The following is a 25,299-nucleotide window of genomic DNA, read 5'->3' as shown; positions in this document are numbered from 1 at the left end:
TACTCCAAAACTCGCAGACCAAAAAAAAAACGGCGCCTTTCGGCACCGTTCTATTTATTGAATAAAAACCGGTTAAAGTCTAGTTTTTATAAACAATTTCGCCTTTTGGCTGATACTTGTTTACATCAATTGGGCTGTTCGCTTCTAGGTACTCTTTTAGCACTTCTGCATCAACAAAGCCTGTGTTGACGTGACCTGGGTGACCTGTCAGTTTTGGATAACCATCACCACCTGCCGCGTTGAAGCTTGGTACGGTAAAGCGGTAAGTCGCTTTAGGATCCAGCGCTTTGCCATTAATAACGACGTTAGACACTGACTCTTTACCTACTGTCATTTCAATGCCAGCGAACTGCGCGTAAGCACCTGAGTCTACTGGTTTTGTCGCAACAACATTTAGGTAATCAAGAACTTCTGCACCTGTCATGTCAGTGTAAGTAATGATGTTGCCGAATGGCTGAACGATCAGTACATCTTTATAAGTGACATCGCCTTCTGCGATAGAATCACGAACACCACCCGAGTTCATCACAGCAAAGTCCGCTTTTGCGCGTTCCATGTGTGCAGTACCAATCAAACGACCTAGGTTAGTTTGGCTAAAGCGAACCACATTACGGTCACCTTCCAGCTTGCCGTTTGTGTCAGCAATTTTTGCACCTAGCTGCTCTTGGCCTTTTTCTTGGAATGGTGATAGGAAAGCCAGTAGCTCTGCATCTTGCTTGATTTCATCTTCAACCAATACGCGCTGCTTCTTACCGTCAATTTTGACTTTCTTCTTCAGGTTGACTGGAATCAAGTCGTAGCTCACCATGTTCAGCTCGCCGTTTTTGAACTCATAGTCAGCACGACCGACGTATTTACCCCACTCGTACGCTTGAACAATCCAAGTACCGTTTTGCATGTCTGGCTTACATTCGTCGCTTGGCTTGAAGTTCTTCTTAACGACGTTTGGCCCTTCCATACATACAGGCTCTTGTGAGTGACCACCCACAATCATGTCTAGATCGCCTTCGTTCAAGTAACGCGCTAGGGCTACGTCACCTGGTGCGTTGACACCACGTTGACCGTTTTCATAGTGGCCCATGTGAGTCACAGCAAAAATAAGATCTGGTTTTTCCGTCTCTTTTAGCTCGGCGATAAGCTTTTTCGCTTCTACTTTTGGATCGCGGAATTCGATGCCACCGATGTACTCAGGGTTACCAATTTTTGCCGTATCTTCCGTTGTTAGACCGATAACCGCGATCTTGATACCTTGCTTATCAAACATGTGGTAAGCATCGAACAGGCGCTCGCCAGTTTCTTTGTCGTAGATGTTGGCAGACAGCATTGGGAAGTTTGCCCACTCTTTCTGTTTAAACAGAACTTCTAGTGGGTTATCAAATTCGTGGTTACCTAGCGCCATCGCATCGTAACCAATCATGCTCATGCCTTTAAAGTCCGGCTCAGCGTCTTGAAGATCAGACTCTGGTACACCTGTATTGATGTCACCACCAGAAAGTAGCAGTACGCTGCCGCCTTCTGCTTCCACGTCTGAGCGAATTTGGTCGATCAACGTCTTACGCGCTGCCATACCATATTCGCCATATTTGTTTTGCCAGAAACGACCGTGATGGTCATTGGTATGCAGGATGGTTAGCTTGTACGTTTCATCAGCATTCCATTCTTGCTCGGGTTGAGTTGCGCATCCTGCTAGTGACGCGATGATAGCCGCACTCAGTACGGACTTAAACATAAGGCTTTTTTTCATTGTCATACCTTTTGAACTTTGGGGATCCACTGCCTAGAGCATATTGAAATAGCTCACTTTTTGCCGATAAGCATTTTAAAATGCCAAGAAAAACATCGACAAAATTTGCGTTAGTTTAAAGTAAGCTACCAAACATAACATTCTGATTTCACTTTTATGTAATCTATATCACAAGTTGATATAAACTCGCTGGCATAATAGTCAGTAATATATGTTGCTGCTCGGAAACTGTACTGGATAGCGGCGCTACAGAGCGAGTTATTCAACCAGTTAAGATCGATTTTTCTGCGAAGAAACGATTGCCCAACAGGTTTAGTTAACATGAAAAAAGCCAGCTTGAGTGCAAGCTGGCTTTGTGTTTTCTATTGAGTCGCTAGAGACTATTTGATGTCGATATGATCGAATCCTTTAATCAAATCATCCAGCGCTTTCATTTGAGCCAAGAACGGCTCTAGTTTATCGAGTGGTAAAGCCGATGGGCCGTCACAACGCGCTTTGTCTGGGTTTGGGTGCGCCTCGATAAATAGACCCGCAATACCCGTCGCAAGACCTGCTTTCGCCAGTTCAACCGTCTGCTCACGGCGACCGCCAGAAGCAGCACCAGATGGGTCACGCATTTGCAGTGAGTGCGTCACATCAAAAATGATTGGGCTGCCGTTTGAGGCTTTTTTCATTACACCAAAACCAAGCATATCAACCACTAGGTTGTCGTAACCGTGACAAGAGCCGCGCTCACAAAGGATGATGTTGTCGTTGCCGCACTCAGCAAACTTATCAACAATGTTGCCAACTTGGCCTGGGCTCATGAACTGAGGCTTTTTCACGTTGATCACAGCGCCTGTCTTAGCCATGGCTTCAACAAGATCGGTTTGACGAGCTAGGAATGCTGGTAGCTGAATCACATCTACAACGTCTGCGACAGGTTGAGCTTGCGCTTCTGTGTGAACGTCAGTGATGATTTTCACGCCAAAGGCATCTTTCAGCTCTTGGAAGATTTTCATCCCTTCTTCAAGACCTGGACCACGGTAAGAATGCACAGAGCTGCGGTTTGCTTTATCAAATGAAGCTTTGAATACGTAAGGAATACCCAGCTTCTCTGTTACCTTCACATAGTGCTCACAGATCTGCATCGCAAGATCACGTGATTCCAAAACGTTCATACCAGCGAATAGCGTGAAAGGCTTGTCATTCGCTACTGGGATATCGCCTACGTGTACAGTTTTCATTTCCATGTTGTTATTCTCAGAGTTTAGTGAAGGGTCACAGGGGTGCGACTAATCGCTGTCACCTGTGTTTTCAGTAATTCGATTGCTGGGTCATCTGGGCATTGATCAATAAAGTATTGAAAATCACTTGCCGCAATTTGATGACAATCTAGCTGTTGATAAATATAGCCGCGATCGCGAATTTCGTATGGATCGTCTGGTACAAACGTCAGAGCCAAATCGGTACATTGCAAAGCTAAGGTGTATTTCTCTTCACGCAGCAGCGCACTTTTCAGTAGCGCTAACCAACGGCCAATCACAGTTGGATTATCAACCGTTTCAAGGTGTTTAGCTTCTAGCTTAGCAAGCGGTCCTTCATGACCGATAAGCCATGCTTGTAAGCGCTTTTTACTGACGTACTCACCATCGTATGGATTGATGTACACCGGCGCTTCATTTGGCCAGCACACTTTCACCAAAAATTGAGTTGGGAAAGTGACCGCTTCCATTGGTAAGCCAAGCTTGCTACCAAGGTAGAGCAAAATAGAGCCAAGGCTCACTGGCACGCCTTTACGGCGCTCTAGTACCTTGTCGATGAATGCATTATCCGATGAGAAGTACTCATCGTCATCACCTTTAAATTGCCATTCGGTATAAAATAGTCGAAGCAGCGCATCTAAACGCTGCTTATCATCACGTTCGTGAAATAGCTGCTGCTCAGCCTCTTTGGCTAAGCGCGCGAGTTCAAGTTCAGCCCAATGCTGCTGCGTCTCTGGATCCACTGCTTTGTTTAAGATCAGTGCACCTTCTGCTAACTCTATCGCATCAAAATCTTCGTCAAACAGTTCAATCATGGTTTACCCCATTAGGAATGGCGTTTTAAGCATGGCAATCTTCGCTGCCATCAATAGCCACCCTAGCGCACCAAAAAAGGCGCATGTTCTTAATAAATTGTTCTTTGCCAGCTTTAGCGTGAAAAACGCCAACGCGAAATAGGCCATAATGCAGGTCACTTTTTCTGTCATCCACGGCGCAGCGTCGGTAAAAGGAACAAAGCCGGTATAGGCGATGAGGCCGAAACCAGAAAGCAGTAAAAGAGAGTCGTTAATGTGCGGAAAGCGTTTTAGGAACGGTAAATTCACTTTTGGAGAATTCATCATCATCAGTCCGTATCGAACCGACAATAAGGCCACTGAAATCGCAATCGTCAACAAGTGAAAATGCTTTAATCCTTCATACATATGAGCGTCTCTCTTACTTTCTTTTGGTTGTTATGGGTGCCACTTTCCGAGTGTCACTCTATCGTTGTTGCCGTAATCTTTCTCTGTGGTGACTTCGGTAAAACCATGGCGTTCCATGGTGCGTCTCACCGCGCCCCCTTGTTCAAAGCCGTGTTCGAACAGAAGCCAGCCACCATCAAGCAAATAACTTGGTGCAGCCGCTGTGATGGTTTCTATATCGGCCAAACCGTTATTTTCTGCAACTAATGCAGAAGAGGGTTCAAAACGTACGTCCCCTTGGGAAAGATGGGGGTCGTTTTCGTCAATATAAGGTGGGTTGGAGACAATAATCGCAAACTTGTGACCATGGTCAATCGGCGCAAACCAACTTCCTTGAGCAAAGCGAACATTACGAATATTCAGTTTGTCGGCGTTGCTGTTAGCAAGCTCAACCGCCTCATGCTGGAAATCCACACCCTGAAGTTGACGTTTTGGAAGCTCCGATGCCAAAGCAAGCGCAATCGCGCCGGTTCCAGTGCCTAGGTCAAGCAGATCGCCATCGATAAGCATCGCTTTATCTAGGGCGAGCTCGACTAAACGCTCGGTATCGGGTCTTGGGATAAGCGTGCTAGGTGCAACATTGAGTGGCAATGACCAAAATTCTCGCTCGCCAAGAATATACGCGACAGGCTCACCTGCAGTGCGTTTTGCCATTAGCGCCTCGAACTGAGTCGCCTGCTCTGTAGTTAGCTCTTTTTCCGGCCATGTGAGCAGGTAGCTTCGCGGCTTTTCAAGGACATGACACAGCAATACTGCCGCATCTAGGCTTGGCGAATCGCTACCAGACTCAGAAAGAACAAGCGATGCTCGTTTGAGCACCGCTTCAATAGACATATCTAGCGACATGAATTAGTTGTTCTCTGCAAGTGCAGCCAGCTGATCCGCTTGATGCTCTTGAAGTACTGGGTCGATAAGGCTTGCCAAATCACCTTCCATGACTTCGTTCAAACGATACAGTGTTAGGTTGATGCGGTGATCAGACACACGGCCTTGTGGGTAGTTGTAAGTACGAATACGGTCACTACGGTCACCCGAACCCAGTAGGTTACGACGAGCATCCGAAACCTCTGCCGCGCGGCGAGCTTCTTCAGCTTGTACGATACGAGCCGCTAGCACAGCCATCGCTTTCGCTTTGTTTTTGTGCTGTGAACGCTCATCCTGACACTCAACCACAGTACCTGTTGGTAAGTGGGTAATACGAATAGCAGAGTCAGTGGTGTTAACGTGCTGACCACCCGCGCCTGACGCACGGAAGGTATCAATCTTAAGATCCGCCGCTTTGATTTCTGGCAGATCCGCTTCTGGGATTTCAGGCATTACCGCAACAGTACATGCAGAGGTGTGAACACGGCCTTGCGATTCTGTCTCTGGAACACGCTGCACTCGGTGACCACCAGACTCAAACTTCATTGTGCCGTAAACTGCGTCACCAGATACTTTCGCGATCATTTCTTTATAACCGCCCTGCTCTGACTCATTGCAGCTCATCACCTCAATACGCCAGCCTTTTTTCTCTGCAAACTTAGAGTACATACGGAATAGGTTGCCCGCGAAGATACCCGCTTCGTCACCACCCGCGCCAGCACGGATTTCTAGGAAGCAGTTGCGCTCGTCGTTTGGATCTTTTGGAAGAAGAAGAATTTGCAGCTCATCCGCTAGATTTTCGATCGATGCTTTTGCTTCTTTGATCTCTTCTTGAGCCATTTCGCGCATTTCTGCATCGTCTTCTTTTGCCATCTCTTCTGCCGCTTCAAGATCGTCTTGCGCTTGCTGATAGGCTTGGAAACACTTGGTCACTTCCTCAAGCTGAGAGTACTCTTTTGATAGAGCACGGAACTTGTCTTGATCACCAATAACACCAGGGTCACCAAGTAGATGTTGAACTTCTTCGTAGCGTTCAACCAGAGTTTCCAATTTTACTAAAATGGAGGCTTTCATAATTGCGTCTTTTCTCGGGGTATGGCTTATTTCGTTTGGTCTAAACCCAAACTCTGTCGGATAACAGCCAGTTTTGCAGGGTCACCCTGCTCGGCAGCATCTTGCAGCGCTTTGGTCGGCGCGTGAATAAGCTTGTTTGTTAATTTATTACTGAGCTCCAGCAACAGTTTTTCAGGGTCTCCCCCCGCTGCTAGCGCTTGTAAGCTTTTTGAAAGTATATCTTGTCTGGTGTCATTCGCTTGTTTGCGATAATGCCTAATGCTGTCTACCGCCTGTAGAGAGCGCATCCAAGACATAAACTGCGCGCTCTCTTCACTGACAATCGCTTCCGCTTGGATAGCTTCGACCTTGCGCTGCTCAATATTGCTATCAACGATCGATTGTAAATCATCGACAGTATACAGATAGGCGTCATTCAGCTCGCCCACTTGTGATTCGATATCGCGAGGAACGGCAATATCAATAAGCAACATAGGCTGGTAACGACGCTTCTTAATGGCCGTTTCCACCATCCCTTTACCAATGATAGGCAGCGGGCTGGCCGTTGAGCTGATCACGATGTCCGCTTGCGGCAGTACTTCTGGGATGTCATTAAGTGCAATGACCTTAGCCCCGAACTGGGTGGCGAGCACTTCCGCACGCTCTTTGGTTCGGTTGGCAACAATCATATTTTTGCACCCTTGCCCTTCTAAATGCTTAGCCACTAGCTCAATAGTTTCTCCAGCACCGACAAGCAGCACCGTAGAATTAGCTAAAGATTCAAAAATCTGCCTTGCTAACGTCGTCGCCGCATAAGCAACCGAGACCGCACTGCCACCAATTTCGGTTTCGGTACGAACACGTTTTGCAACAGAGAAGGTCTTTTGGAACAGCTTCTCGATACCACCTTCAACCGATTGATGGTCACGGGCGTCACTATAAGCTTGTTTAACTTGACCAAGAATTTGCGGTTCACCCAATACCAATGAATCTAGGCCACAAGACACTCTCATTAAGTGTTTAATCGCCGCTTGCTCTTCATACACATACAGAGAAGGCTTTAGCTCCTCCGCTGGCACGTCGTGAAAGCGCACCAACCAATCAATAAGTTGGGCTTTATTGGTATCACCGGTATCACAATAGATTTCGGTACGGTTACAGGTCGACAAGATAACCGAGCCATTGACTTTGGTATTGTTTCTCAGCTCATTCAGTGCTCGGTCGAGTTTTTCCGGTGGGAACGCCACCTTCTCTCTTAGATCCACTGACGCTGTATTGTGGTTAATACCAATAGCAAGCAATGACATGTAACGCGAATTCTCTGATACAGATTTGACAAATAGGCCAGAATTTTACTTGATGGCACCACTTATTGAAAGACTCTGACCAATATGTTTTCCTGAGTTTGTGGGATTGATGCTATAGTCTGTCAATATTGTATTGAATTTGCACAATAATCCATCACGTAAGTAGTTTCCTATGCACAGACTTTTTCGTCGCCTGTTTTACACATTGACGGCACTGTTTTTGTTTGGCTGTAGCACAATGCCACCTGAGCCACAAAGTGTCGAGTGGCAAGCTCACCGAGCCGAACTCAACGCCCTCACCCAATATAAGGCCAGTGGCAAACTTGGCTACATTTCGCCAGAGCAGCGCCAAACTTTGAACTTCTATTGGACATATTCCGCCAATTTGACTCAAGTTCGCCTTACCACTTTCCTTGGCCAAACGGTATTCAACCTGACATCCACGCCCAATGGCGCATTTATTGAAACTTATGACGATCAAAAGCTATCAGGCCAAGACGCTAACTTACTCATTTATCAGCTCACTGGACTCAATATTCCTATCGAGCAACTGGCAGACTGGCTCATTGGTCAGCCAAACTCTGCCGATAACTATCAACTTAATAAGTTCAACACAGTAGCAAGCCTGACCAAACAGCTTAACCAAAAGACATGGCAGCTTAACTACACCGAGTATCGCAGTTTCACGCTCGAAGATGAAACTCGCACACTGCCTATGCCAACTCGAATGCAGTTAGTGCAAGGCGATACCAAACTTAATCTCGTTGTTTCCAAATGGACTATCAAACAGTGACCGAACGTACCATGATCACCGACACCACCACTTGGCCAAGCCCAGCTAAACTCAATCTGTTTCTTTACATCACAGGTCGACAGGCCAATGGCTATCATGAGCTGCAAACCTTGTTTCAATTCGTTGACCTATGCGACTCACTAGAAATCACCGCCAACGACAGCGGTGACATTACCCTATCGCCAGAGATCGAAGGGGTAGCCACAAAAGATAACCTCATTTGGAAAGCGGCCAGTGCGCTTCAAGCGAAAGCTCAATGCACTTATGGCGCCCATATTAAGCTGGATAAAATTCTTCCAATGGGCGGTGGCATTGGCGGTGGCTCATCGAATGCGGCAACGGCACTGGTAGCGCTGAACTTCTTATGGCAAACCCAGCTCAGCGTTGATGAATTGGCGGAAATCGGTCTTGCGCTCGGTGCAGACGTGCCGGTGTTTGTGCGTGGCTTCGCCGCATTTGCAGAAGGCGTTGGTGAAAAACTCAGCGCAGCCGAGCCCGAAGAGCTTTGGTATTTGGTCGTCAAACCAAAAGTCAGCATCGCGACCGTGGATATCTTTACCCATCCCGATCTGACGCGAAATACGCCGAAGCAAGAGCTGGCAACGCTTCTAGACAGCCCTTACGGAAACGATTGCGAAAAAATTGTCCGAATGCTGTATCCAGAGGTTGATAACCAACTTTCATGGCTGCTACAATACGCGCCGTCAAGATTGACGGGGACTGGATCGTGCGTGTTTTCCGAGTTTAATAGCAAAGAAAATGCACAAAAAGTCCTAGAACTGCTTCCTGACACTGTCTCCGCTTATGTGGCGAAAGGGTGCAACCGCTCTCCTTTACTAGAGACCCTGGCTAACTATGAATTAGCCCTATTACAATCTGTTTAAACTGGACGCAACCCTGAGGTTTCCACCGTGCCTGATATGAAGCTATTTGCTGGTAACGCAACACCTGAACTAGCCCAACGTATTGCTGACCGTCTATACATCTCTCTAGGAGATGCTACTGTTGACCGTTTCTCTGACGGCGAAGTCGCTGTTCAAATCAACGAAAACGTTCGTGGTAGTGATGTATTCATCATTCAGTCAACTTGTGCGCCAACTAACGACAACCTAATGGAGTTAGTGGTAATGATTGATGCAATGCGCCGCGCTTCAGCAGGCCGTATTACTGCTGTTATTCCTTACTTTGGTTACGCTCGTCAAGACCGTCGTGTACGTTCTGCACGTGTGCCAATCACTGCAAAAGTTGTTGCAGACTTCCTTTCAAACGTTGGTGTTGACCGCGTTCTTACTATCGACCTACACGCAGAGCAGATTCAAGGCTTCTTCGATGTACCAGTAGACAACATCTTCGGTACTCCAGTGCTTCTTGAGGACATGGCTGAGCGTGGTCTAGAAGATCCAGTGGTTGTTTCACCTGACCTAGGCGGCGTTGTACGTGCTCGCGCAACAGCTAAAGCTCTTGGCGACATCGATATCGCGATCGTCGACAAGCGTCGTCCACGCGCTAACGTATCTGAAGTGATGAACCTAATCGGTGATGTTGAAGGTCGCGACTGTGTGATCGTTGATGACATGATCGATACTGGCGGTACGCTATGTAAAGCAGCAGAAGCGCTGAAAGAGCGCGGTGCTAAGCGTGTATTCGCTTACGCAACTCACGCTGTATTCTCTGGCAACGCTGCTAAGAACATCAAGAACTCTGTTCTAGACCAAGTTATCGTGACTGACTCTATCACGCTAACAAAAGAGATGGCTGCTACTGGTAAAGTAACTCAGCTAACTCTATCTAGCATGCTTGCTGAAGCTATTCGTCGCATCAGCAACGAAGAATCAATCTCTGCGATGTTTACTTCAAAGTAATTCTAGCTTAGACATAAAAAAACCACTTCCCTTCGAAGTGGTTTTTTTGTATTCACATTTTTTTGTGCCAACTTAGTGTGCTATCATACCGCGCTTTTGAGATTCAAGAGAGATCTTAACGTTGACTCAGCAGATAAAATTGCTTGTAGGCCTTGCCAACCCTGGACCTGAATACGCTCGTACGCGTCATAATGCTGGTGCTTGGGTGGTAGAGGAACTCGCTCGTATCCATAATGTCACTTTGAAAAACGAAGCTAAGTTCTTCGGTCTCACAGGACGAATCCTGGTGAACGGCAGTGACTTACGACTGTTAATCCCAACCACTTTCATGAACCTATCTGGCAAGGCTATCGCTGCATTGGCGAAGTTTTATCAGATCAAACCTGAAGAGATCATGGTCGCTCACGATGAGCTAGACTTACCTCCAGGTGTTGCCAAGTTCAAAAAAGGTGGCGGTCACGGCGGTCATAATGGTTTGAAAGATACCATTAGCAAGCTGGGCAACAATAAAGAATTTTATCGTCTAAGGATTGGTATTGGCCATCCTGGACACAAAGACAAAGTGTCAGGTTATGTACTCGGTAAAGCACCAGCTAAAGAGCAAGAATGCCTCGATGCTGTTGTTGATGAATCGGTCCGCAGTCTCGACATCTTATTAAAAGATGGCCTGACAAAAGCACAAAATCGCTTACACACCTTCAAAGCTGAATAAGGTTTACAATCATGGGTTTTAAATGTGGCATCGTTGGTCTACCAAACGTTGGTAAGTCAACTCTGTTTAACGCACTGACTAAAGCTGGTATCGAAGCAGCAAACTTCCCGTTCTGTACTATCGAACCAAACACAGGCGTGGTACCTGTGCCAGATCTACGTCTAGACGCGCTGGCGAAAATTGTTAATCCACAAAAGATCCTTCCAACAACAATGGAATTTGTGGACATCGCAGGTCTTGTTGCTGGCGCTTCTAAAGGTGAAGGTCTTGGTAACAAATTCCTAGCGAACATCCGTGAAACTGACGCGATCGGTCACGTAGTTCGTTGTTTTGAGAACGAAAACATCGTTCACGTTGCAGGTAAAGTATCACCAATCGAAGATATCGAAGTGATCAACCTTGAGCTAGCTCTTGCCGACCTAGACTCTTGTGAGCGTGCAATTCAGCGTAATGCTAAGAAAGCCAAAGGCGGCGATAAAGACGCGAAGTTCGAACTAGTCGTGCTTGAAAAACTGCTTCCAGTGCTAACTGAAGGTGGCATGGCGCGTACTGTTGATTTAGCAAAAGAAGAGCTAGCAGCAATCGGCTACCTAAACTTCCTAACGCTAAAACCAACCATGTACATCGCGAACGTGAATGAAGATGGTTTTGAAAACAACCCATACCTTGATGCTGTACGCGAGTACGCAGAGAAAGAAAACAACGTGGTTGTTGCAGTTTGTGCATCTATCGAATCTGAGCTTTCTGAGCTAGACGACGAAGATCGCGAAGAGTTCCTAGCAGACATGGGCATTGAAGAACCGGGTCTTAACCGTGTGATCCGCTCTGGTTACGAGCTACTGACTCTACAAACTTACTTCACTGCCGGTGTTAAAGAAGTTCGCGCCTGGACTATCCCTGTTGGTGCAACTGCGCCGCAAGCGGCAGGTAAGATCCACACTGACTTCGAAAAAGGCTTCATCCGTGCAGAAGTTGTTGGTTATGACGACTTCATCCAGTTCAACGGTGAGTCAGGTGCAAAAGATGCAGGTAAATGGCGTCTAGAAGGTAAAGAATACATCGTTAAAGATGGTGATGTAGTTCACTTCCGCTTCAACGTGTAATTTCTTAGCACTCATTATTGTTTAAAAAGCCAGCAATTGCTGGCTTTTGTTGTTTTACAAGGTTTATCAACTCACAATGAGATCCTGCTTCGAAGCAAATAGCTCCATTGAAAATCGACAATTATTTACCAGATTTAGATCAGAAACAGAGCGGTTTGATTAAAAAAAGTTCGAACGGCACTTTTTCGCAAATTTCTTCACAAAAAAAGTTGACGCATCACACTCAACTCCGCATAATGCGCCCCGTTCTCAGCGATAAGGCAACTTTCAAAGAGAATCAACAATATGGAAATGGCTACGTAGCTCAGCTGGTTAGAGCACATCACTCATAATGATGGGGTCACAGGTTCGAATCCCGTCGTAGCCACCATTTCCTAAGCACTCTTTTTAGAGTTTTTAGGAAATAATGCGGAAGTGGCGGAATTGGTAGACGCACCAGATTTAGGTTCTGGCGCCGCAAGGTGTGAGAGTTCAAGTCTCTCCTTCCGCACCATTATTGTTGAACAACGTTTCGTTGTTTCTGCAGGGCTATCGCCAAGCGGTAAGGCAGCGGCTTTTGATGCCGCCATTCCCTGGTTCGAATCCAGGTAGCCCTGCCACTTTTAAAGTGGCAAGTTTTTGAAAAAAAACCTTGGCACAAGAGACGAGTTTGTATTATATTCTCTCGCTCTCAAGAGTGGCTACGTAGCTCAGCTGGTTAGAGCACATCACTCATAATGATGGGGTCACAGGTTCGAATCCCGTCGTAGCCACCATTTATTACAACTTGCAGGCTCGCCTTCAAGTACAACGTTAAGATTGAGTTTTACCAATTACTCTCTTAACTAAAAAGTTTTGTTGCGGAAGTGGCGGAATTGGTAGACGCACCAGATTTAGGTTCTGGCGCCGCAAGGTGTGAGAGTTCAAGTCTCTCCTTCCGCACCATCTTTTAGATAATAACGTTTATTCGTTGTTTTCTGCAGGGCTATCGCCAAGCGGTAAGGCAGCGGCTTTTGATGCCGCCATTCCCTGGTTCGAATCCAGGTAGCCCTGCCACTATTTAAAGTGGCGCGATAGAGAAGCGGCTTTTGATGCCCCATCTATTGTCCCTAGTTCGGCTCTAGTTAGCCCACCACTATTTAAGTGGCTCTGATTTAAAATCAGGTTACAACGTTAAGATTGAGTTTTACCAATTACTCTCTTAACTATAAATTCTCTTAGAAATAAGAGCGTTGCGGAAGTGGCGGAATTGGTAGACGCACCAGATTTAGGTTCTGGCGCCGCAAGGTGTGAGAGTTCAAGTCTCTCCTTCCGCACCATCTTTTAGATAATAACGTTTATTCGTTGTTTTCTGCAGGGCTATCGCCAAGCGGTAAGGCAGCGGCTTTTGATGCCGCCATTCCCTGGTTCGAATCCAGGTAGCCCTGCCACTATTTAAGTGGCTCTGATTTAAAATCAGGTTACAACGTTAAGATTGAGTTTTACCAATTACTCTCTTAACTATAAGTTTTGTTGCGGAAGTGGCGGAATTGGTAGACGCACCAGATTTAGGTTCTGGCGCCGCAAGGTGTGAGAGTTCAAGTCTCTCCTTCCGCACCATCTTTCTTTTGAAAGAATAAATGGCGAAAGCCTCGAGTGGCTACGTAGCTCAGCTGGTTAGAGCACATCACTCATAATGATGGGGTCACAGGTTCGAATCCCGTCGTAGCCACCATTTATTACAACTTGCAGGTTCGCCTTCAAGTACAACGTTAAGATTGAGTTTTACCAATTACTCTCTTAACTACAAAGTTTTGTTGCGGAAGTGGCGGAATTGGTAGACGCACCAGATTTAGGTTCTGGCGCCGCAAGGTGTGAGAGTTCAAGTCTCTCCTTCCGCACCATCTTTTAGATAATAGCGTTTATTCGTTGTTTTCTGCAGGGCTATCGCCAAGCGGTAAGGCAGCGGCTTTTGATGCCGCCATTCCCTGGTTCGAATCCAGGTAGCCCTGCCACTATTTAAAGTGGCACGATAGAGAAGCGGCTTTTGATGCCCCATCTATTGTCCCTGGTTCGGCTCTAGTTAGCCCACCACTATTTAAGTGGCTCTGACATTGTTCAGGTTACAACGTTAAGATCGAGTTTTACCAATTACTCTCTTAACTACAAGTTTTGTTGCGGAAGTGGCGGAATTGGTAGACGCACCAGATTTAGGTTCTGGCGCCGCAAGGTGTGAGAGTTCAAGTCTCTCCTTCCGCACCATCTTTTAGAAATAACGTTAATTCGTTGTTTTCTGCAGGGCTATCGCCAAGCGGTAAGGCAGCGGCTTTTGATGCCGCCATTCCCTGGTTCGAATCCAGGTAGCCCTGCCACTATTTAAAGTGGCGCGATAGAGAAGCGGCTTTTGATGCCCCATCTATTGTCCCTGGTTCGGCTCTAGTTAGCCCACCACTATTTAAGTGGCTCTGATTTAAAATCAGGTTACAACGTTAAGATTGAGTTTTACCAATTACTCTCTTAACTATAAATTCTCTTAGAAATAAGAGCGTTGCGGAAGTGGCGGAATTGGTAGACGCACCAGATTTAGGTTCTGGCGCCGCAAGGTGTGAGAGTTCAAGTCTCTCCTTCCGCACCATCTTTTAGATAATAACGTTTATTCGTTGTTTTCTGCAGGGCTATCGCCAAGCGGTAAGGCAGCGGCTTTTGATGCCGCCATTCCCTGGTTCGAATCCAGGTAGCCCTGCCACTATTTAAGTGGCGCGATAGATAAGCGGCTTTTGATGCCCCATCTATTGTCCCTAGTTCGGCTCTAGTTAGCCCACCACTATTTAAGTGGCTCTGACATTGTTCAGGTTACAACGTTAAGATTGAGTTTTACCAATTACTCTCTTAACTACAAGTTTTGTTGCGGAAGTGGCGGAATTGGTAGACGCACCAGATTTAGGTTCTGGCGCCGCAAGGTGTGAGAGTTCAAGTCTCTCCTTCCGCACCATCTTTCTTTTGAAAGAATAGTAAGGCGAAAGCCTCGAGTGGCTACGTAGCTCAGCTGGTTAGAGCACATCACTCATAATGATGGGGTCACAGGTTCGAATCCCGTCGTAGCCACCATTTATATTGTAAGTTATACTTACCAGACAACGTTGAGATTGAGTTTTACCAATTACTCTCTTAACTATAAAGATTTGTTGCGGAAGTGGCGGAATTGGTAGACGCACCAGATTTAGGTTCTGGCGCCGCAAGGTGTGAGAGTTCAAGTCTCTCCTTCCGCACCATCATTAAGAAGGCTCGTCATTGACGAGCCTTTTTTCTTCCTATGCTTTTGTTGCTGACTCTTTGATACAGTGAGAGAACACTCAGTACCCTGCCAAAAGTAACTAACTCGTATTATCTTTCGCAACACTCATCACAGATTTTCCCATTGCCCCTATCCAAATTGCATCGCCACGCAGATCCTTGTTCCATATAGTTATTTATTGAAGTGGTGCACAGCGATATGCAGGCTAACGTATACATTGGTCAATATTCACAACAAGGCCATCTTGGCTTTTCTCAAGTCAAATTCGGAGCAAACGGTATAGCTAGTTCACCCTCCATCAAAACTGATATCGTTAACCCCTCTTACCTCGCCCATTCTCAACACGGCCTTTATGTGGTCTCTGAGGTTTTCCAAGCGGAAGGGGCTGCTTTGCACTTTCTTGCAGGCGATGAGCAATATTCTCAAAAAGTAGAGCTAGACGGGGATGCGCCCTGTCATGTCGCAATTTCCGATACTCTTGATAGAGTCGCCGTTGCCCACTACGGAACTGGAGACTTCGAACTGTTTGCATTAGAGCCAGCAGGAATGATAGGGCAACGAATAGCCAAGCTATCCAACTATGGTCAAGGTCCTCACGCTACGCGCCAAACATCACCCCATGGCCATCAAGTGATGTTTATTCCTAACACGACCCAATTGGTCACCGTCGATCTTGGTATCGATTTGCTTACCTTCTACCACTGTGAAGGCAAACAGGTTCAGCAGTCCCAACGTTTGGAATTCCCCCCAGGAAGCGGACCAAGACATGTCAGCTTTACCCAAGATGGTCAATTTGGTTTTGTATTGTGTGAACTAGACGAGTCTCTGACCGTGATTACCCAAAAAAAACAACAGTGGCAAATAGTCACCACTATCGCCGCATTTCCAGAACACACATGCCACGAAGCAGCGGCCGCGATTAAACTCTCAGCCGATGAGCGTTTTGTGTACTTAACCAGTCGTGGAGATTCAGTGATAAGTTGGTTTGATGTGAGTGAGCCTGAACGTCCTGTGTATCGAGGCTATGTCGAGGTGCAGGGGGCATTTCCAAGAGACATCAGTATCACGCCGGATGGTAAATGGTTGCTCGCAGCCAATCAGCATTCAAATAACATTGCGATATTTAAGCTCGATCTTCAAACAGGTAAGCTAAATTGGCATTCAAACTTACCTGAGGTTATTGCCCCGACGTGCCTAGTAATTAGTGCTTAGTTCATTACTTTAAGCCAATGGCGTATTTCAACACTTGTTGTTTAATTGGCCCAGAGTGCTCTGCCAACTTCAGGATAGCATTTCGTGCAAACATCAAAGGCGGCAGCGTATTGCTAAAGCCTTTATAGAACACATCCATACCAGTTTGCATGAGTAGGTTGTCTGGGCGGCGTAAACGCTCATATTGAACAAGAGCTTGTTGTGTCACTCCTCTGGATTCAAAACATTCGAGCAGCGTTTCGACGTCTTTAAAGCCTAAATTGACACCCTGTCCAGCTAAAGGATTAATCGTGTGTGCAGCGTCACCAACGATAACACAACCCTGCTTGTGATAACGTTGAGCATGACGGCGGGTCAGCGGAAATGATCCGTGCTGTAGCACTTTCACTTTCCCGAGTTCTGCCGGAAAATAAGTGGCGATCTCCGACTCTAGCTGCGCGGGATTCATATTCTTCAACTGTCGAATACGCTTGGGAGCGTCATACCAAACCAGTGAGCCTTGATTGCCGCACAGAGGCAAAAACGAACGAGGACCACTTGGTGTAAACCATTGCCAGGTAATATCTTGTTGTGGCAGCTCCGTTTCAACATTGATCAGCATACATTCTTGACGATAGTCCCAGGCCGTAATACCAATGCCCGCCGATTGTCTCACTCTCGAGTTAGCACCATCTGCGCCCACCACTAAATGTGCCTTGAGCACTCTGCCCGATTCAAGCGTGATACTGGAATCATTAGGAGCGAGCTCTAAGCTTTCTACTCCATCACCTTCGATGACTTTTAAGTTTTCAAACCGCGCGAACTGGGCCCAAAGCCCTAATTGAATCATACGATTCTCAATAATATAGCCCAGTTGCGGGAGAGAGAGCTCGCCGGCGTTAAATCGAATGCGACAGTTGTCCGCCTCCCAGGTTTCAAGTCTAGCGTACGGACAGACTCGAGTGTCTTGAATAGCGCCCCAGGCGTCTAAAGATTGCAGAAGATCCACAGAACGATGTGAAATAGCAGACACACGTAAGTCCATCGGCTGGGCTTGTTCAAATGGCTTCGGCGTGAACTTCTCAATAACGGCAACCGAACGACCCTGCTTTGCAAGGCCGAGAGCAAGCGCCGCTCCTACCATTCCACCGCCAACGACGACTATTTCATACTGTTCCATAGTGCTAATACTGTCTTTAAATCAATGTGTTCTCATTGTACGTAGCGACTTACCAAAGCGCGAGTTTTTTCCCGTCAAAATCCTTGCTTTTGTGAGGGCTAATTTCGACGTGCACCAATTGAAATATAAGCTCTCAAAGAGTTTTCTCCCTACCCCTAGTCAGGCGGTTTTTAAAGCAGTACAATACGCCGCTTACCACCCTATGGGTGGCGATAATTTGAACAATTGTGACCACGCCTTTTACGATGCGTCACGGTTCTAAAAAAGATTTAAATAACTGACGAGCGATAGTGATGAGTAAGAAACTGCTAATTAAAACCTGGGGCTGCCAGATGAACGAATACGATTCATCAAAAATGGCCGATCTGCTTAATGCTGCAAATGGCTACGAGCTAACTGAAGTGCCAGAGGAAGCAGACGTACTACTGTTGAACACTTGTTCGATCCGTGAAAAAGCGCAAGAGAAAGTTTTCCACCAACTCGGTCGTTGGAAAACACTAAAAGATAAAAAAGAAGGCGTAGTGATCGGTGTCGGCGGCTGTGTGGCGACTCAAGAAGGCGACCACATCCGTGAACGAGCGCCATACGTAGACGTGATCTTTGGCCCGCAAACTCTGCACCGCCTACCTGAAATGATCAAACAGTCGCAAAACGACGAAGTGCCTGTTATGGATATCTCGTTCCCAGAGATCGAGAAATTCGACCGCCTACCAGAGCCTCGTGCTGAAGGTGCAACGGCGTTCGTATCTATTATGGAAGGCTGCTCAAAATACTGTACTTACTGCGTTGTACCATACACGCGTGGTGAAGAAGTTAGCCGTCCAATGGATGACGTTCTATTTGAAATCGCTCAACTAGCGGAACAAGGCGTACGTGAAGTCAACCTTCTGGGTCAAAACGTAAACGCGTACCGCGGTCCAATGCACGATGGTGACATTTGTTCATTTGCAGAACTGCTGCGCCTAGTGGCGTCAATCGATGGTATCGACCGTATTCGATTCACCACTAGCCACCCGCTAGAGTTTACTGACGACATCATCGCGGTATACGAAGACACGCCTGAACTAGTAAGCTTCCTGCACCTGCCTGTACAGAGCGGTTCAGATCGCATTCTAACAATGATGAAGCGTCCACATACTGCTATCGAATACAAATCTATTATTCGTAAACTGCGTAAAGCGCGTCCTGATATTCAGATCAGTTCTGACTTCATTGTTGGTTTCCCTGGTGAGACAGACAAAGACTTCCAAGACACCATGAAGCTAATCAAAGATGTGGATTTCGATATGAGCTTTAGCTTTATCTTCTCACCACGTCCAGGTACGCCTGCGGCTGATTACCCATGTGATCTACCAGAGCAAACCAAGAAAGACCGTTTGTATGAGCTACAGCAAACAGTTAACACGCAAGCGATGCGCTACTCACGTCTCATGCTAGACACTGAGCAACGCGTCCTTGTTGAAGGCCCATCGAAGAAGAACCTGATGGAGCTGCGTGCACGTACCGAAAATAACCGTGTAGTAAACTTCGAAGGTGGCGCTGAGCTAATCGGCCAATTTGTTGATGTGAAAATTACTGATGTGTTTGCGAACTCTCTACGCGGTGAGCTCGTAAGAACAGAAAAAGACATGGATCTTCGCTCAGTAATCTCACCAACGCAGATGATGGCAAAAACCAAGCGCGAAGATGAGCTAGGTGTGGCTACCTTTACGCCTTAACGCCTATACCCAATCCACTCCGATGTGCTATTTTGGAGTGATATGGGAACAAAATGTGGAGTCCGGTCGCAATCGGACTCCGTTCATCGCCCTACAGGGGCAAAATGCGAGGCAACATTGAGTAATCAAATCGTAACTCTAGAAATCAATCTAGAACCTTCAGACAACCGCCGTCTGTCCAGCTTGTGCGGTCCTTTCGATGACAATATCAAACACTTAGAGCGCCGTTTAGGTGTCGAAATTAACCACCGAAGTAACTACTTCACCATCGTAGGTAAGCCGCACACCAGTGCTGCTGCACTCGACATCATCAAAACGCTATACGTCGACACTGCACCTGTTCGTGGTCAGATCCCGGATATTGAACCAGAACAAATTCATCTAGCAGTAAAAGAGTCTGGCGTACTTGAGCAAAACACCGAATCGGAAATTGCTCACGGTAAAGAGGTCTTTGTTAAGACCAAAAAAGGCATCATCAAGCCACGTACGCCAAACCAAGCACAATACTTGGTGAACATGGTCACTCATGACATCAGCTTTGGTATTGGCCCAGCAGGTACCGGTAAAACATACCTTGCCGTGGCTGCCGCCGTTGATGCATTAGAGCGCCAAGAGATCCGCCGCATTCTATTGACTCGACCTGCGGTTGAAGCCGGTGAGAAACTGGGGTTCCTACCTGGTGATCTTAGCCAAAAAGTTGACCCATATTTGCGCCCACTTTATGACGCACTGTTTGAGATGCTTGGCTTTGAGCGTGTTGAAAAACTGATTGAACGTAATGTGATTGAAGTCGCGCCACTTGCTTACATGCGCGGTCGTACTCTGAATGATGCGTTTATTATTCTCGATGAAAGCCAGAATACAACGGTGGAACAGATGAAGATGTTCTTAACCCGTATCGGCTTTAACTCTCGCGCAGTTATCACCGGTGACGTGACTCAGATTGACTTGCCTCGAGGCGCTAAGTCGGGCCTGCGTCATGCCATTGAAGTACTTAACGAAGTTGATGAAATCAGCTTTAACTTCTTCCAGTCTGACGATGTAGTCCGTCACCCAGTGGTTGCTCGCATCGTCAACGCTTACGAAAAGTGGGAAGCAGAAGATACAAAAGCGCGCAAAGAGATTGAGCGTAAGCGTCGTGAAGAGCGCGAAGCAGCGCAAGCCCTGCTCGACAAGGCAGCAGCGACAAGCACACCTGCGGAAAGTAAATAATGAGTATTGAACTGGATTTACAACTTGCTGTCGAATCAGAACAAGGCCTGCCAAGCGCTGATGAGTTTCAGCGCTGGTTAGACAAGACGATCATTCCGTTTCAAAAAGAAGCGGAGCTCACCATCCGAATCGTTGACGAGCAAGAGAGCCATCAGCTCAACCAAGAGTATCGTGGTAAAGACAAGCCGACTAACGTGCTTTCATTCCCGTTCGAAGCGCCCCCGGGCGTAGAGATGAACCTCCTTGGCGACATGATCATCTGCCGCCAAGTGGTCGAAAAAGAGGCGATTGAGCAGTCAAAGCCCTTGAACGCACACTGGGCACATATGGTTGTACATGGCAGTCTTCATCTGCTAGGTTATGATCATATCGAAGATGACGAAGCCGAAGAAATGGAAGCTTTGGAAACCGAAATTATGCTTGAAATGGGCTTTGAAGACCCATATCTTGCAGAAAAGGAGTAGAGGCAAATCTCGCCTTTGCACATGTGCGCTATCACACATCTGATAGCATTCTGAATTGAGAAGTCATGAACGAAGAGTCTTCTCCCTCTCAACCAGAGGGAAACAGTAAAAAATCTGAAGGTCCGAGTAGGAAGTCCTTCTTTGAGCGCCTAGGTCAAATTTTTCAAGGCGAACCAAAAGATCGCCAAGAGCTTGTGGATGTTATCCGCGACTCAGAAGAAAACGACCTAATTGACCACGACACCCGCGACATGCTTGAAGGTGTTATGGAAATTTCTGAAATGCGAGTACGCGACATTATGTTGCCACGTTCGCAAATGGTCACTATCGAACGTTCCGATAACCTCGATAAACTGATCGCACTAATGACCGATGCACAGCACTCACGCTACCCAGTCATCAGTGAAGATAAAGACCATGTAGAAGGCATCCTCTTAGCTAAGGACCTCCTCCGTTACTTGGGCTCTGACAGCGCCCCATTTGATATTGAAGAAGTGATCCGCCCTGCTGTAGTGGTTCCTGAAAGTAAGCGTGTAGACCGCCTGCTGAAAGAGTTCCGTGAAGAGCGCTATCACATGGCCATTGTTGTTGACGAATTCGGCGGAGTATCGGGTCTGGTGACCATCGAAGATATTCTTGAAGAAATCGTTGGTGAAATCGAAGACGAGTTCGATGACGACGACGAGCTAGATATCAGAAAACTGAGTAAGCACACGTTCGCTGTGAAAGCGCTCACCACGATTGAAGAGTTTAACGATACGTTCGGCTCTACCTTTAGTGATGAAGAAGTGGATACCGTTGGTGGCTTAGTCATGACTGCATTTGGTCACTTACCGACTCGCGGTGAAGTGGTTGAAATAGAAAATTACAACTTTAAGGTGACAGCGGCGGATAATCGTCGTGTGGTTCAAGTCCAAGTGACTATTCCGGACCAAGAAACCGCTTCAAGCGTTGAAGAGTAAACACCTACCTCAACCTTGAGCTCACCGAATAAGTGAGAAAATCATAAATGAAGAAAAGTCTTCGACTACTGCGGCCCATTGGGGCCGCTTTTGTTGGCGCAAGCACAACTCTTGCCTTTGCGCCGTATCAGCTTTGGCCTCTTGCCATTGTCAGCCCATTCCTTCTTATGCTACTTATCCGTGGCCGAAGCAGCAAAAGAGCACTTTGGACGGGTTACGCGTGGGGACTTGGTCAATTTGCTACCGGCATCAGTTGGGTTCATGTCAGCATTGATACTTTCGGCGGAATGCCAAAGATCGCCAGCTTATTCTTAATGGCGCTGCTTGTAGGCTATCTGTCTATCTATTCTGCGCTCTTTGCATGGTCGCTTAACCGCTTCTTCCCATCGGAAAATAAAACCCGTTACTTTATCGCCGCCCCCGCGCTGTGGTTGATTTTTGACTGGGCCCGCGGCTGGGTCATGACTGGCTTCCCGTGGCTGTGGCTCGGTTACAGCCAAATTGATTCACCACTCTCAAGTTTTGCGCCTATCGGTGGCGTCGAGCTCATCACTTTATTGCTCATCGTGATGTCGGGCAGTTTGGCCTATCTCACCAGCCGAAAACAATGGCAGTTGATACTCATCCCCATGGTGGTACTGGCGACGGGCTTTGGTCTTCGCAACTATGATTGGGTTACCCCGGCCAGCCAACGAACCAAAACGGTCGCTCTGATACAAGGTAATGTTGACCAAGCACAAAAGTGGCTACCCACACATCGCTGGCCAACCATAATGAAATACACCGACCTTAGCCGTGAAAACTGGGATGCAGATATCATCATCTGGCCAGAAGCTGCGATTCCGGCCATGGAATTCGAGCTCCCTTCGTTTCTGAGTAATTTAGATGCCGCGGCTAAGATGAATGATTCTGCCATCATAACCGGTGTCATCAACAAAACCGATTCAGGTGAGTACTACAATAGTATTCTGGTCGTGGGTCAGACACCGTATGGCGACTACGAAATGGATCTGGACGAGCGTTACCACAAACACCACTTACTGCCGTTTGGGGAGTTTGTACCGTTTGGAGACATTCTAAGACCTATTGCGCCGTTCTTTAATTTGCCGATGTCGTCATTCAGTCGTGGCGCTTATGTACAACCAAACATTGTTGCCAATGGTATGCATCTCGCACCAGCTCTATGTTACGAGATCATCTTTGGTGAGCAAGTTAGACAAAACGTTACCGACGACACCGACTATCTGTTGACTCTATCCAATGATGCTTGGTTTGGCCGCTCAATCGGTCCTTTGCAACATATGGAAATTGCCCGTATGCGAGCATTGGAGCTCGGTTTGCCATTGATCCGCTCAACCAACAATGGCGTGACAGCGGTCACCGATCATAAAGGTGACATCATTGCCCAAGTTCCTCAGTTTGAAACCGCGGTTCTGCGCACAGACGTTACCCCAACGGATGGTACAACCTGGTACCGCGAAGTTGGCAGCTGGCCACTTTATATTTGGGTAGCACTGTGTCTTGGTTTTGGCGTTTTACGTCGTAAACCTTAATCCCAGTCCTTAGTGGCTTGCCGCGCTGGCGCCTAGCCACTAAGGGACTTTCCACCATTCCTACAGCACTTCAAACGCCTGCCGATAAACTTTCTTCCATAATATATAACTATTTGGTTCTTTTACGTTGCCAAACAAAGTCATATTCTTATCAGGTAATCAATAACCACCACGGTTGAATGAAGGAACATAGAATGAGCAAGATTTACGAAGATAACTCCCTGACGATTGGTAACACCCCTCTAGTTCGCCTAAACAAAGTAAGCAACGGCAACGTTCTTGCTAAAGTAGAAGCGCGTAACCCTAGTTTCAGCGTTAAGTGCCGTATCGGTGCTAACATGATCTGGGAAGCAGAAAAAGACGGTCGTCTTAAAGCGGGCGTAGAACTTGTTGAGCCAACCAGTGGTAACACAGGTATCGCACTTGCTTTCGTTGCAGCAGCTCGTGGCTACAAACTAACGCTAACGATGCCTGAATCTATGAGTCTTGAGCGTCGTAAACTTCTAAAAGCACTGGGCGCAAACCTCGAGCTAACAGAAGCAGCAAAAGGCATGAAAGGCGCGATTGCTAAAGCCGAAGAAATTGTTGCTTCCAACCCAGAGAAGTACCTACTGCTTCAACAATTCAACAACCCTGCTAACCCAGCAATCCACGAGAAGACCACGGGTCCAGAAATCTGGGATGCGACGGATGGTGAAGTAGACGTATTCGTAGCGGGTGTTGGTACTGGTGGTACTATCACAGGTACTAGCCGTTACATCAAAGGTGAGAAAGGTAAAGCTATCGTTTCTGTGGCGGTAGAGCCAGCAGAGTCACCAGTGATCACTCAAGCGCTAGCAGGTGAAGAGATCCAACCGGCACCGCACAAAATCCAAGGTATCGGTGCAGGTTTTATCCCTGAGAACTTGGATTTAGAGCTTCTGGATCGCGTTGAGCAGGTAACCTCAGAGGAAGCCATCGAAATGGCGCGCCGCCTAATGGAAGAAGAAGGTATCCTTGCTGGTATCTCGTCTGGCGCAGCGGTTGTAGCGGCCAACAGACTGGCAGAACTACCTGAATTTAAAGGAAAAACAATCGTAACTGTACTACCTAGTTCAGGTGAGCGTTACCTAAGCTCAGCATTGTTCGCAGGTATATTTACCGACAAAGAGATTCAGCAGTAATATGTAGCCAAATCAATTTTTACACGAAAAAAGCCCCTTTAAGGGGCTTTTTTGTTGAATCTCTGTCAGCCTTTGGTAATATCAGGACAGTTTTATTTTAAGCTTAAAAATAAATAGGCTAAATACCGAATTTCGTAGAACATGCATACAGCGAAGACTGCAATCATGTCCTACAATTCTAGTCCGATACAATTCTTAACGGTTATGACTTTCGTCCAATAGCGAAGCATAACGATAAGCTTTGTTTGGTCTAGAAACTAAACATAAAATAAATCAATTGGGGTATAAAAAATGTACGAGAAGCAAGTAGAAATCACAGCAGAAAACGGCCTTCACACTCGTCCGGCTGCTCAGTTCGTTAAAGAAGCTAAAGCATTTGACGCTGACATCACTGTGACTACTAACGGCAAAAGCGCTAGCGCAAAAAGCCTATTCAAACTACAAACTCTTGGTCTAGTTAAAGGCACTACTATCACTATCACTGCTGAAGGCCCACAAGCTCAACAAGCAGTTGACCACCTAGTAGCTCTAATCCCTGAGCTTCACTAAGAACCCAGTTCTCCTTAAAGCCATTTTGTGAAAACAGAATGGCTTTATTGGAAATGGCTCGGGCTATCAGCTACATATTATAAGTGGCTAAAAAACCATCCAATCTTTGATACACTAGACCATATAAAGGT

Annotated in this window: 21 protein-coding genes and 19 tRNA genes; 32 read left to right on the top strand and 8 right to left on the bottom strand. The window is 46.8% G+C overall.

What is annotated here, in order from left to right; all coding sequences use genetic code 11:
• Nucleotides 1–79 precede the first annotated feature (79 nt).
• The 7 genes from ushA to hemA form a co-directional block, all read right to left on the bottom strand.
• Nucleotides 80–1,744, bottom strand: a complete 1,665-nt coding sequence (gene ushA, locus AAA946_RS04295; protein ID WP_112462323.1) for a bifunctional UDP-sugar hydrolase/5'-nucleotidase UshA — start codon at nt 1,742–1,744, stop codon at nt 80–82.
• A 380-nt stretch (nt 1,745–2,124) separates the two neighbouring features.
• A complete protein-coding gene (gene kdsA / locus AAA946_RS04290) occupies nt 2,125–2,976 on the bottom strand; it encodes a 3-deoxy-8-phosphooctulonate synthase (protein WP_338163749.1) in 852 nt (283 codons plus the stop codon).
• Between the two features lie 17 nt (nt 2,977–2,993).
• A complete protein-coding gene (locus tag AAA946_RS04285) occupies nt 2,994–3,803 on the bottom strand; it encodes a SirB1 family protein (RefSeq protein ID WP_338163748.1) in 810 nt (269 codons plus the stop codon).
• A gap of 3 nt (nt 3,804–3,806) precedes the next feature.
• Nucleotides 3,807–4,190: a SirB2 family protein gene (locus AAA946_RS04280; protein ID WP_112462325.1), complete on the bottom strand. Its 384-nt coding sequence runs from the start codon at nt 4,188–4,190 to the stop codon at nt 3,807–3,809.
• A gap of 30 nt (nt 4,191–4,220) precedes the next feature.
• A complete protein-coding gene (prmC, locus tag AAA946_RS04275) occupies nt 4,221–5,075 on the bottom strand; it encodes a peptide chain release factor N(5)-glutamine methyltransferase (RefSeq protein WP_338163747.1) in 855 nt (284 codons plus the stop codon).
• Nucleotides 5,076–5,078: 3 nt separating this feature from the next.
• Nucleotides 5,079–6,167, bottom strand: coding sequence for a peptide chain release factor 1 (gene prfA, locus AAA946_RS04270; RefSeq protein WP_112478949.1), 1,089 nt, complete (start codon nt 6,165–6,167; stop codon nt 5,079–5,081).
• Nucleotides 6,168–6,193: 26 nt separating this feature from the next.
• On the bottom strand, nt 6,194–7,453 hold the full coding sequence (hemA, locus tag AAA946_RS04265; protein WP_338163746.1) for a glutamyl-tRNA reductase: 1,260 nt from the start codon (nt 7,451–7,453) through the stop codon (nt 6,194–6,196).
• A gap of 172 nt (nt 7,454–7,625) precedes the next feature.
• Here hemA and lolB point away from each other — a divergent pair, with 172 nt between their 5' ends.
• From lolB to AAA946_RS04140, 25 genes are all read left to right on the top strand, one after another.
• Nucleotides 7,626–8,246: a lipoprotein insertase outer membrane protein LolB gene (gene lolB, locus AAA946_RS04260; protein WP_338163745.1), complete on the top strand. Its 621-nt coding sequence runs from the start codon at nt 7,626–7,628 to the stop codon at nt 8,244–8,246.
• 11 nt (nt 8,247–8,257) lie between these two features.
• Nucleotides 8,258–9,130 (top strand): 4-(cytidine 5'-diphospho)-2-C-methyl-D-erythritol kinase, encoded by an 873-nt coding sequence (gene ispE / locus AAA946_RS04255; RefSeq protein WP_338165764.1) that lies wholly within the window; start codon nt 8,258–8,260, stop codon nt 9,128–9,130.
• 27 nt (nt 9,131–9,157) lie between these two features.
• A complete protein-coding gene (locus AAA946_RS04250) occupies nt 9,158–10,108 on the top strand; it encodes a ribose-phosphate pyrophosphokinase (RefSeq protein WP_042503361.1) in 951 nt (316 codons plus the stop codon).
• 121 nt (nt 10,109–10,229) lie between these two features.
• Entirely contained in the window at nt 10,230–10,820 is a 591-nt protein-coding gene (pth, locus tag AAA946_RS04245) for an aminoacyl-tRNA hydrolase (protein ID WP_103882732.1), read from the top strand.
• Nucleotides 10,821–10,831: 11 nt separating this feature from the next.
• Nucleotides 10,832–11,923: a redox-regulated ATPase YchF gene (gene ychF / locus AAA946_RS04240; protein ID WP_338163744.1), complete on the top strand. Its 1,092-nt coding sequence runs from the start codon at nt 10,832–10,834 to the stop codon at nt 11,921–11,923.
• A 293-nt stretch (nt 11,924–12,216) separates the two neighbouring features.
• Nucleotides 12,217–12,293, top strand: a tRNA-Met gene (locus tag AAA946_RS04235).
• Between the two features lie 38 nt (nt 12,294–12,331).
• Nucleotides 12,332–12,416: transfer RNA gene (locus tag AAA946_RS04230), tRNA-Leu, on the top strand.
• Between the two features lie 31 nt (nt 12,417–12,447).
• Nucleotides 12,448–12,522, top strand: a tRNA-Gln gene (locus AAA946_RS04225).
• A 79-nt stretch (nt 12,523–12,601) separates the two neighbouring features.
• Nucleotides 12,602–12,678 (top strand) — tRNA-Met (locus AAA946_RS04220).
• Nucleotides 12,679–12,762: 84 nt separating this feature from the next.
• Nucleotides 12,763–12,847: transfer RNA gene (locus tag AAA946_RS04215), tRNA-Leu, on the top strand.
• Between the two features lie 36 nt (nt 12,848–12,883).
• Nucleotides 12,884–12,958 (top strand) — tRNA-Gln (locus AAA946_RS04210).
• A gap of 178 nt (nt 12,959–13,136) precedes the next feature.
• Nucleotides 13,137–13,221 (top strand) — tRNA-Leu (locus AAA946_RS04205).
• 36 nt (nt 13,222–13,257) lie between these two features.
• Nucleotides 13,258–13,332 (top strand) — tRNA-Gln (locus AAA946_RS04200).
• Between the two features lie 84 nt (nt 13,333–13,416).
• A tRNA-Leu gene (locus AAA946_RS04195) sits at nt 13,417–13,501 on the top strand.
• Between the two features lie 38 nt (nt 13,502–13,539).
• Nucleotides 13,540–13,616 (top strand) — tRNA-Met (locus tag AAA946_RS04190).
• Nucleotides 13,617–13,700: 84 nt separating this feature from the next.
• Nucleotides 13,701–13,785: transfer RNA gene (locus AAA946_RS04185), tRNA-Leu, on the top strand.
• A gap of 36 nt (nt 13,786–13,821) precedes the next feature.
• A tRNA-Gln gene (locus AAA946_RS04180) sits at nt 13,822–13,896 on the top strand.
• A gap of 162 nt (nt 13,897–14,058) precedes the next feature.
• Nucleotides 14,059–14,143, top strand: a tRNA-Leu gene (locus AAA946_RS04175).
• Nucleotides 14,144–14,178: 35 nt separating this feature from the next.
• Nucleotides 14,179–14,253: transfer RNA gene (locus tag AAA946_RS04170), tRNA-Gln, on the top strand.
• A 178-nt stretch (nt 14,254–14,431) separates the two neighbouring features.
• Nucleotides 14,432–14,516: transfer RNA gene (locus AAA946_RS04165), tRNA-Leu, on the top strand.
• Between the two features lie 36 nt (nt 14,517–14,552).
• Nucleotides 14,553–14,627 (top strand) — tRNA-Gln (locus AAA946_RS04160).
• Nucleotides 14,628–14,788: 161 nt separating this feature from the next.
• A tRNA-Leu gene (locus AAA946_RS04155) sits at nt 14,789–14,873 on the top strand.
• Between the two features lie 39 nt (nt 14,874–14,912).
• Nucleotides 14,913–14,989 (top strand) — tRNA-Met (locus AAA946_RS04150).
• A gap of 79 nt (nt 14,990–15,068) precedes the next feature.
• A tRNA-Leu gene (locus tag AAA946_RS04145) sits at nt 15,069–15,153 on the top strand.
• 221 nt (nt 15,154–15,374) lie between these two features.
• Nucleotides 15,375–16,388, top strand: coding sequence for a lactonase family protein (locus AAA946_RS04140; RefSeq protein ID WP_338163743.1), 1,014 nt, complete (start codon nt 15,375–15,377; stop codon nt 16,386–16,388).
• 4 nt (nt 16,389–16,392) lie between these two features.
• Here the strand turns inward: AAA946_RS04140 and AAA946_RS04135 are convergent, their stop codons facing one another.
• On the bottom strand, nt 16,393–17,547 hold the full coding sequence (locus AAA946_RS04135; protein WP_338163742.1) for a 2-octaprenyl-3-methyl-6-methoxy-1,4-benzoquinol hydroxylase: 1,155 nt from the start codon (nt 17,545–17,547) through the stop codon (nt 16,393–16,395).
• 293 nt (nt 17,548–17,840) lie between these two features.
• Here AAA946_RS04135 and miaB point away from each other — a divergent pair, with 293 nt between their 5' ends.
• The 7 genes from miaB to AAA946_RS04100 all read left to right on the top strand — a co-directional run bounded on the left by miaB (nt 17,841) and on the right by AAA946_RS04100 (nt 25,168).
• Entirely contained in the window at nt 17,841–19,265 is a 1,425-nt protein-coding gene (gene miaB, locus AAA946_RS04130) for a tRNA (N6-isopentenyl adenosine(37)-C2)-methylthiotransferase MiaB (protein WP_338163741.1), read from the top strand.
• A gap of 117 nt (nt 19,266–19,382) precedes the next feature.
• Nucleotides 19,383–20,477 (top strand): PhoH family protein, encoded by a 1,095-nt coding sequence (locus AAA946_RS04125; RefSeq protein ID WP_338163740.1) that lies wholly within the window; start codon nt 19,383–19,385, stop codon nt 20,475–20,477.
• Nucleotides 20,477–20,941: an rRNA maturation RNase YbeY gene (gene ybeY / locus AAA946_RS04120; protein ID WP_338163739.1), complete on the top strand. Its 465-nt coding sequence runs from the start codon at nt 20,477–20,479 to the stop codon at nt 20,939–20,941. The genes AAA946_RS04125 and ybeY overlap by 1 nt, the downstream gene beginning before the upstream one ends.
• 65 nt (nt 20,942–21,006) lie before the next feature.
• Nucleotides 21,007–21,903, top strand: a complete 897-nt coding sequence (gene corC / locus AAA946_RS04115; RefSeq protein WP_112461267.1) for a CNNM family magnesium/cobalt transport protein CorC — start codon at nt 21,007–21,009, stop codon at nt 21,901–21,903.
• 47 nt (nt 21,904–21,950) lie between these two features.
• Nucleotides 21,951–23,456, top strand: coding sequence for an apolipoprotein N-acyltransferase (lnt, locus tag AAA946_RS04110; protein WP_338163738.1), 1,506 nt, complete (start codon nt 21,951–21,953; stop codon nt 23,454–23,456).
• A gap of 194 nt (nt 23,457–23,650) precedes the next feature.
• A complete protein-coding gene (gene cysK / locus AAA946_RS04105) occupies nt 23,651–24,619 on the top strand; it encodes a cysteine synthase A (RefSeq protein WP_042503316.1) in 969 nt (322 codons plus the stop codon).
• Between the two features lie 291 nt (nt 24,620–24,910).
• The gene (locus AAA946_RS04100; protein WP_338163737.1) at nt 24,911–25,168 is read left to right on the top strand and encodes an HPr family phosphocarrier protein; all 258 of its coding nucleotides are present in this window, start codon (nt 24,911–24,913) and stop codon (nt 25,166–25,168) included.
• Nucleotides 25,169–25,299: the final 131 nt, after the last annotated feature.

The organism is Vibrio sp. 10N (genome assembly GCF_036245475.1).
In the GTDB taxonomy this organism is placed as follows: domain Bacteria; phylum Pseudomonadota; class Gammaproteobacteria; order Enterobacterales; family Vibrionaceae; genus Vibrio.
Note: the sequence above shows the minus strand (reverse complement) of the source record. Positions and strands in the feature narration are given on the sequence as shown.

What these genes read in the sequence shown, in the direction of transcription:
- cysK (WP_042503316.1), top strand. Translation starts at nt 23,651, where the DNA reads ATGAGCAAGATTTACGAAGATAACTCCCTGACGATTGGTAACACCCCT.
- miaB (WP_338163741.1), top strand. Translation starts at nt 17,841, where the DNA reads ATGAGTAAGAAACTGCTAATTAAAACCTGGGGCTGCCAGATGAACGAA.
- hemA (WP_338163746.1), bottom strand. Translation starts at nt 7,453, where the DNA reads ATGTCATTGCTTGCTATTGGTATTAACCACAATACAGCGTCAGTGGAT.
- prmC (WP_338163747.1), bottom strand. Translation starts at nt 5,075, where the DNA reads ATGTCGCTAGATATGTCTATTGAAGCGGTGCTCAAACGAGCATCGCTT.
- AAA946_RS04135 (WP_338163742.1), bottom strand. Translation starts at nt 17,547, where the DNA reads ATGGAACAGTATGAAATAGTCGTCGTTGGCGGTGGAATGGTAGGAGCG.
- AAA946_RS04140 (WP_338163743.1), top strand. Translation starts at nt 15,375, where the DNA reads ATGCAGGCTAACGTATACATTGGTCAATATTCACAACAAGGCCATCTT.
- kdsA (WP_338163749.1), bottom strand. Translation starts at nt 2,976, where the DNA reads ATGGAAATGAAAACTGTACACGTAGGCGATATCCCAGTAGCGAATGAC.
- prfA (WP_112478949.1), bottom strand. Translation starts at nt 6,167, where the DNA reads ATGAAAGCCTCCATTTTAGTAAAATTGGAAACTCTGGTTGAACGCTAC.
- lnt (WP_338163738.1), top strand. Translation starts at nt 21,951, where the DNA reads ATGAAGAAAAGTCTTCGACTACTGCGGCCCATTGGGGCCGCTTTTGTT.
- AAA946_RS04100 (WP_338163737.1), top strand. Translation starts at nt 24,911, where the DNA reads ATGTACGAGAAGCAAGTAGAAATCACAGCAGAAAACGGCCTTCACACT.
- ispE (WP_338165764.1), top strand. Translation starts at nt 8,258, where the DNA reads ATGATCACCGACACCACCACTTGGCCAAGCCCAGCTAAACTCAATCTG.
- lolB (WP_338163745.1), top strand. Translation starts at nt 7,626, where the DNA reads ATGCACAGACTTTTTCGTCGCCTGTTTTACACATTGACGGCACTGTTT.
- AAA946_RS04285 (WP_338163748.1), bottom strand. Translation starts at nt 3,803, where the DNA reads ATGATTGAACTGTTTGACGAAGATTTTGATGCGATAGAGTTAGCAGAA.
- ybeY (WP_338163739.1), top strand. Translation starts at nt 20,477, where the DNA reads ATGAGTATTGAACTGGATTTACAACTTGCTGTCGAATCAGAACAAGGC.
- ushA (WP_112462323.1), bottom strand. Translation starts at nt 1,744, where the DNA reads ATGAAAAAAAGCCTTATGTTTAAGTCCGTACTGAGTGCGGCTATCATC.
- AAA946_RS04280 (WP_112462325.1), bottom strand. Translation starts at nt 4,190, where the DNA reads ATGTATGAAGGATTAAAGCATTTTCACTTGTTGACGATTGCGATTTCA.
- ychF (WP_338163744.1), top strand. Translation starts at nt 10,832, where the DNA reads ATGGGTTTTAAATGTGGCATCGTTGGTCTACCAAACGTTGGTAAGTCA.
- corC (WP_112461267.1), top strand. Translation starts at nt 21,007, where the DNA reads ATGAACGAAGAGTCTTCTCCCTCTCAACCAGAGGGAAACAGTAAAAAA.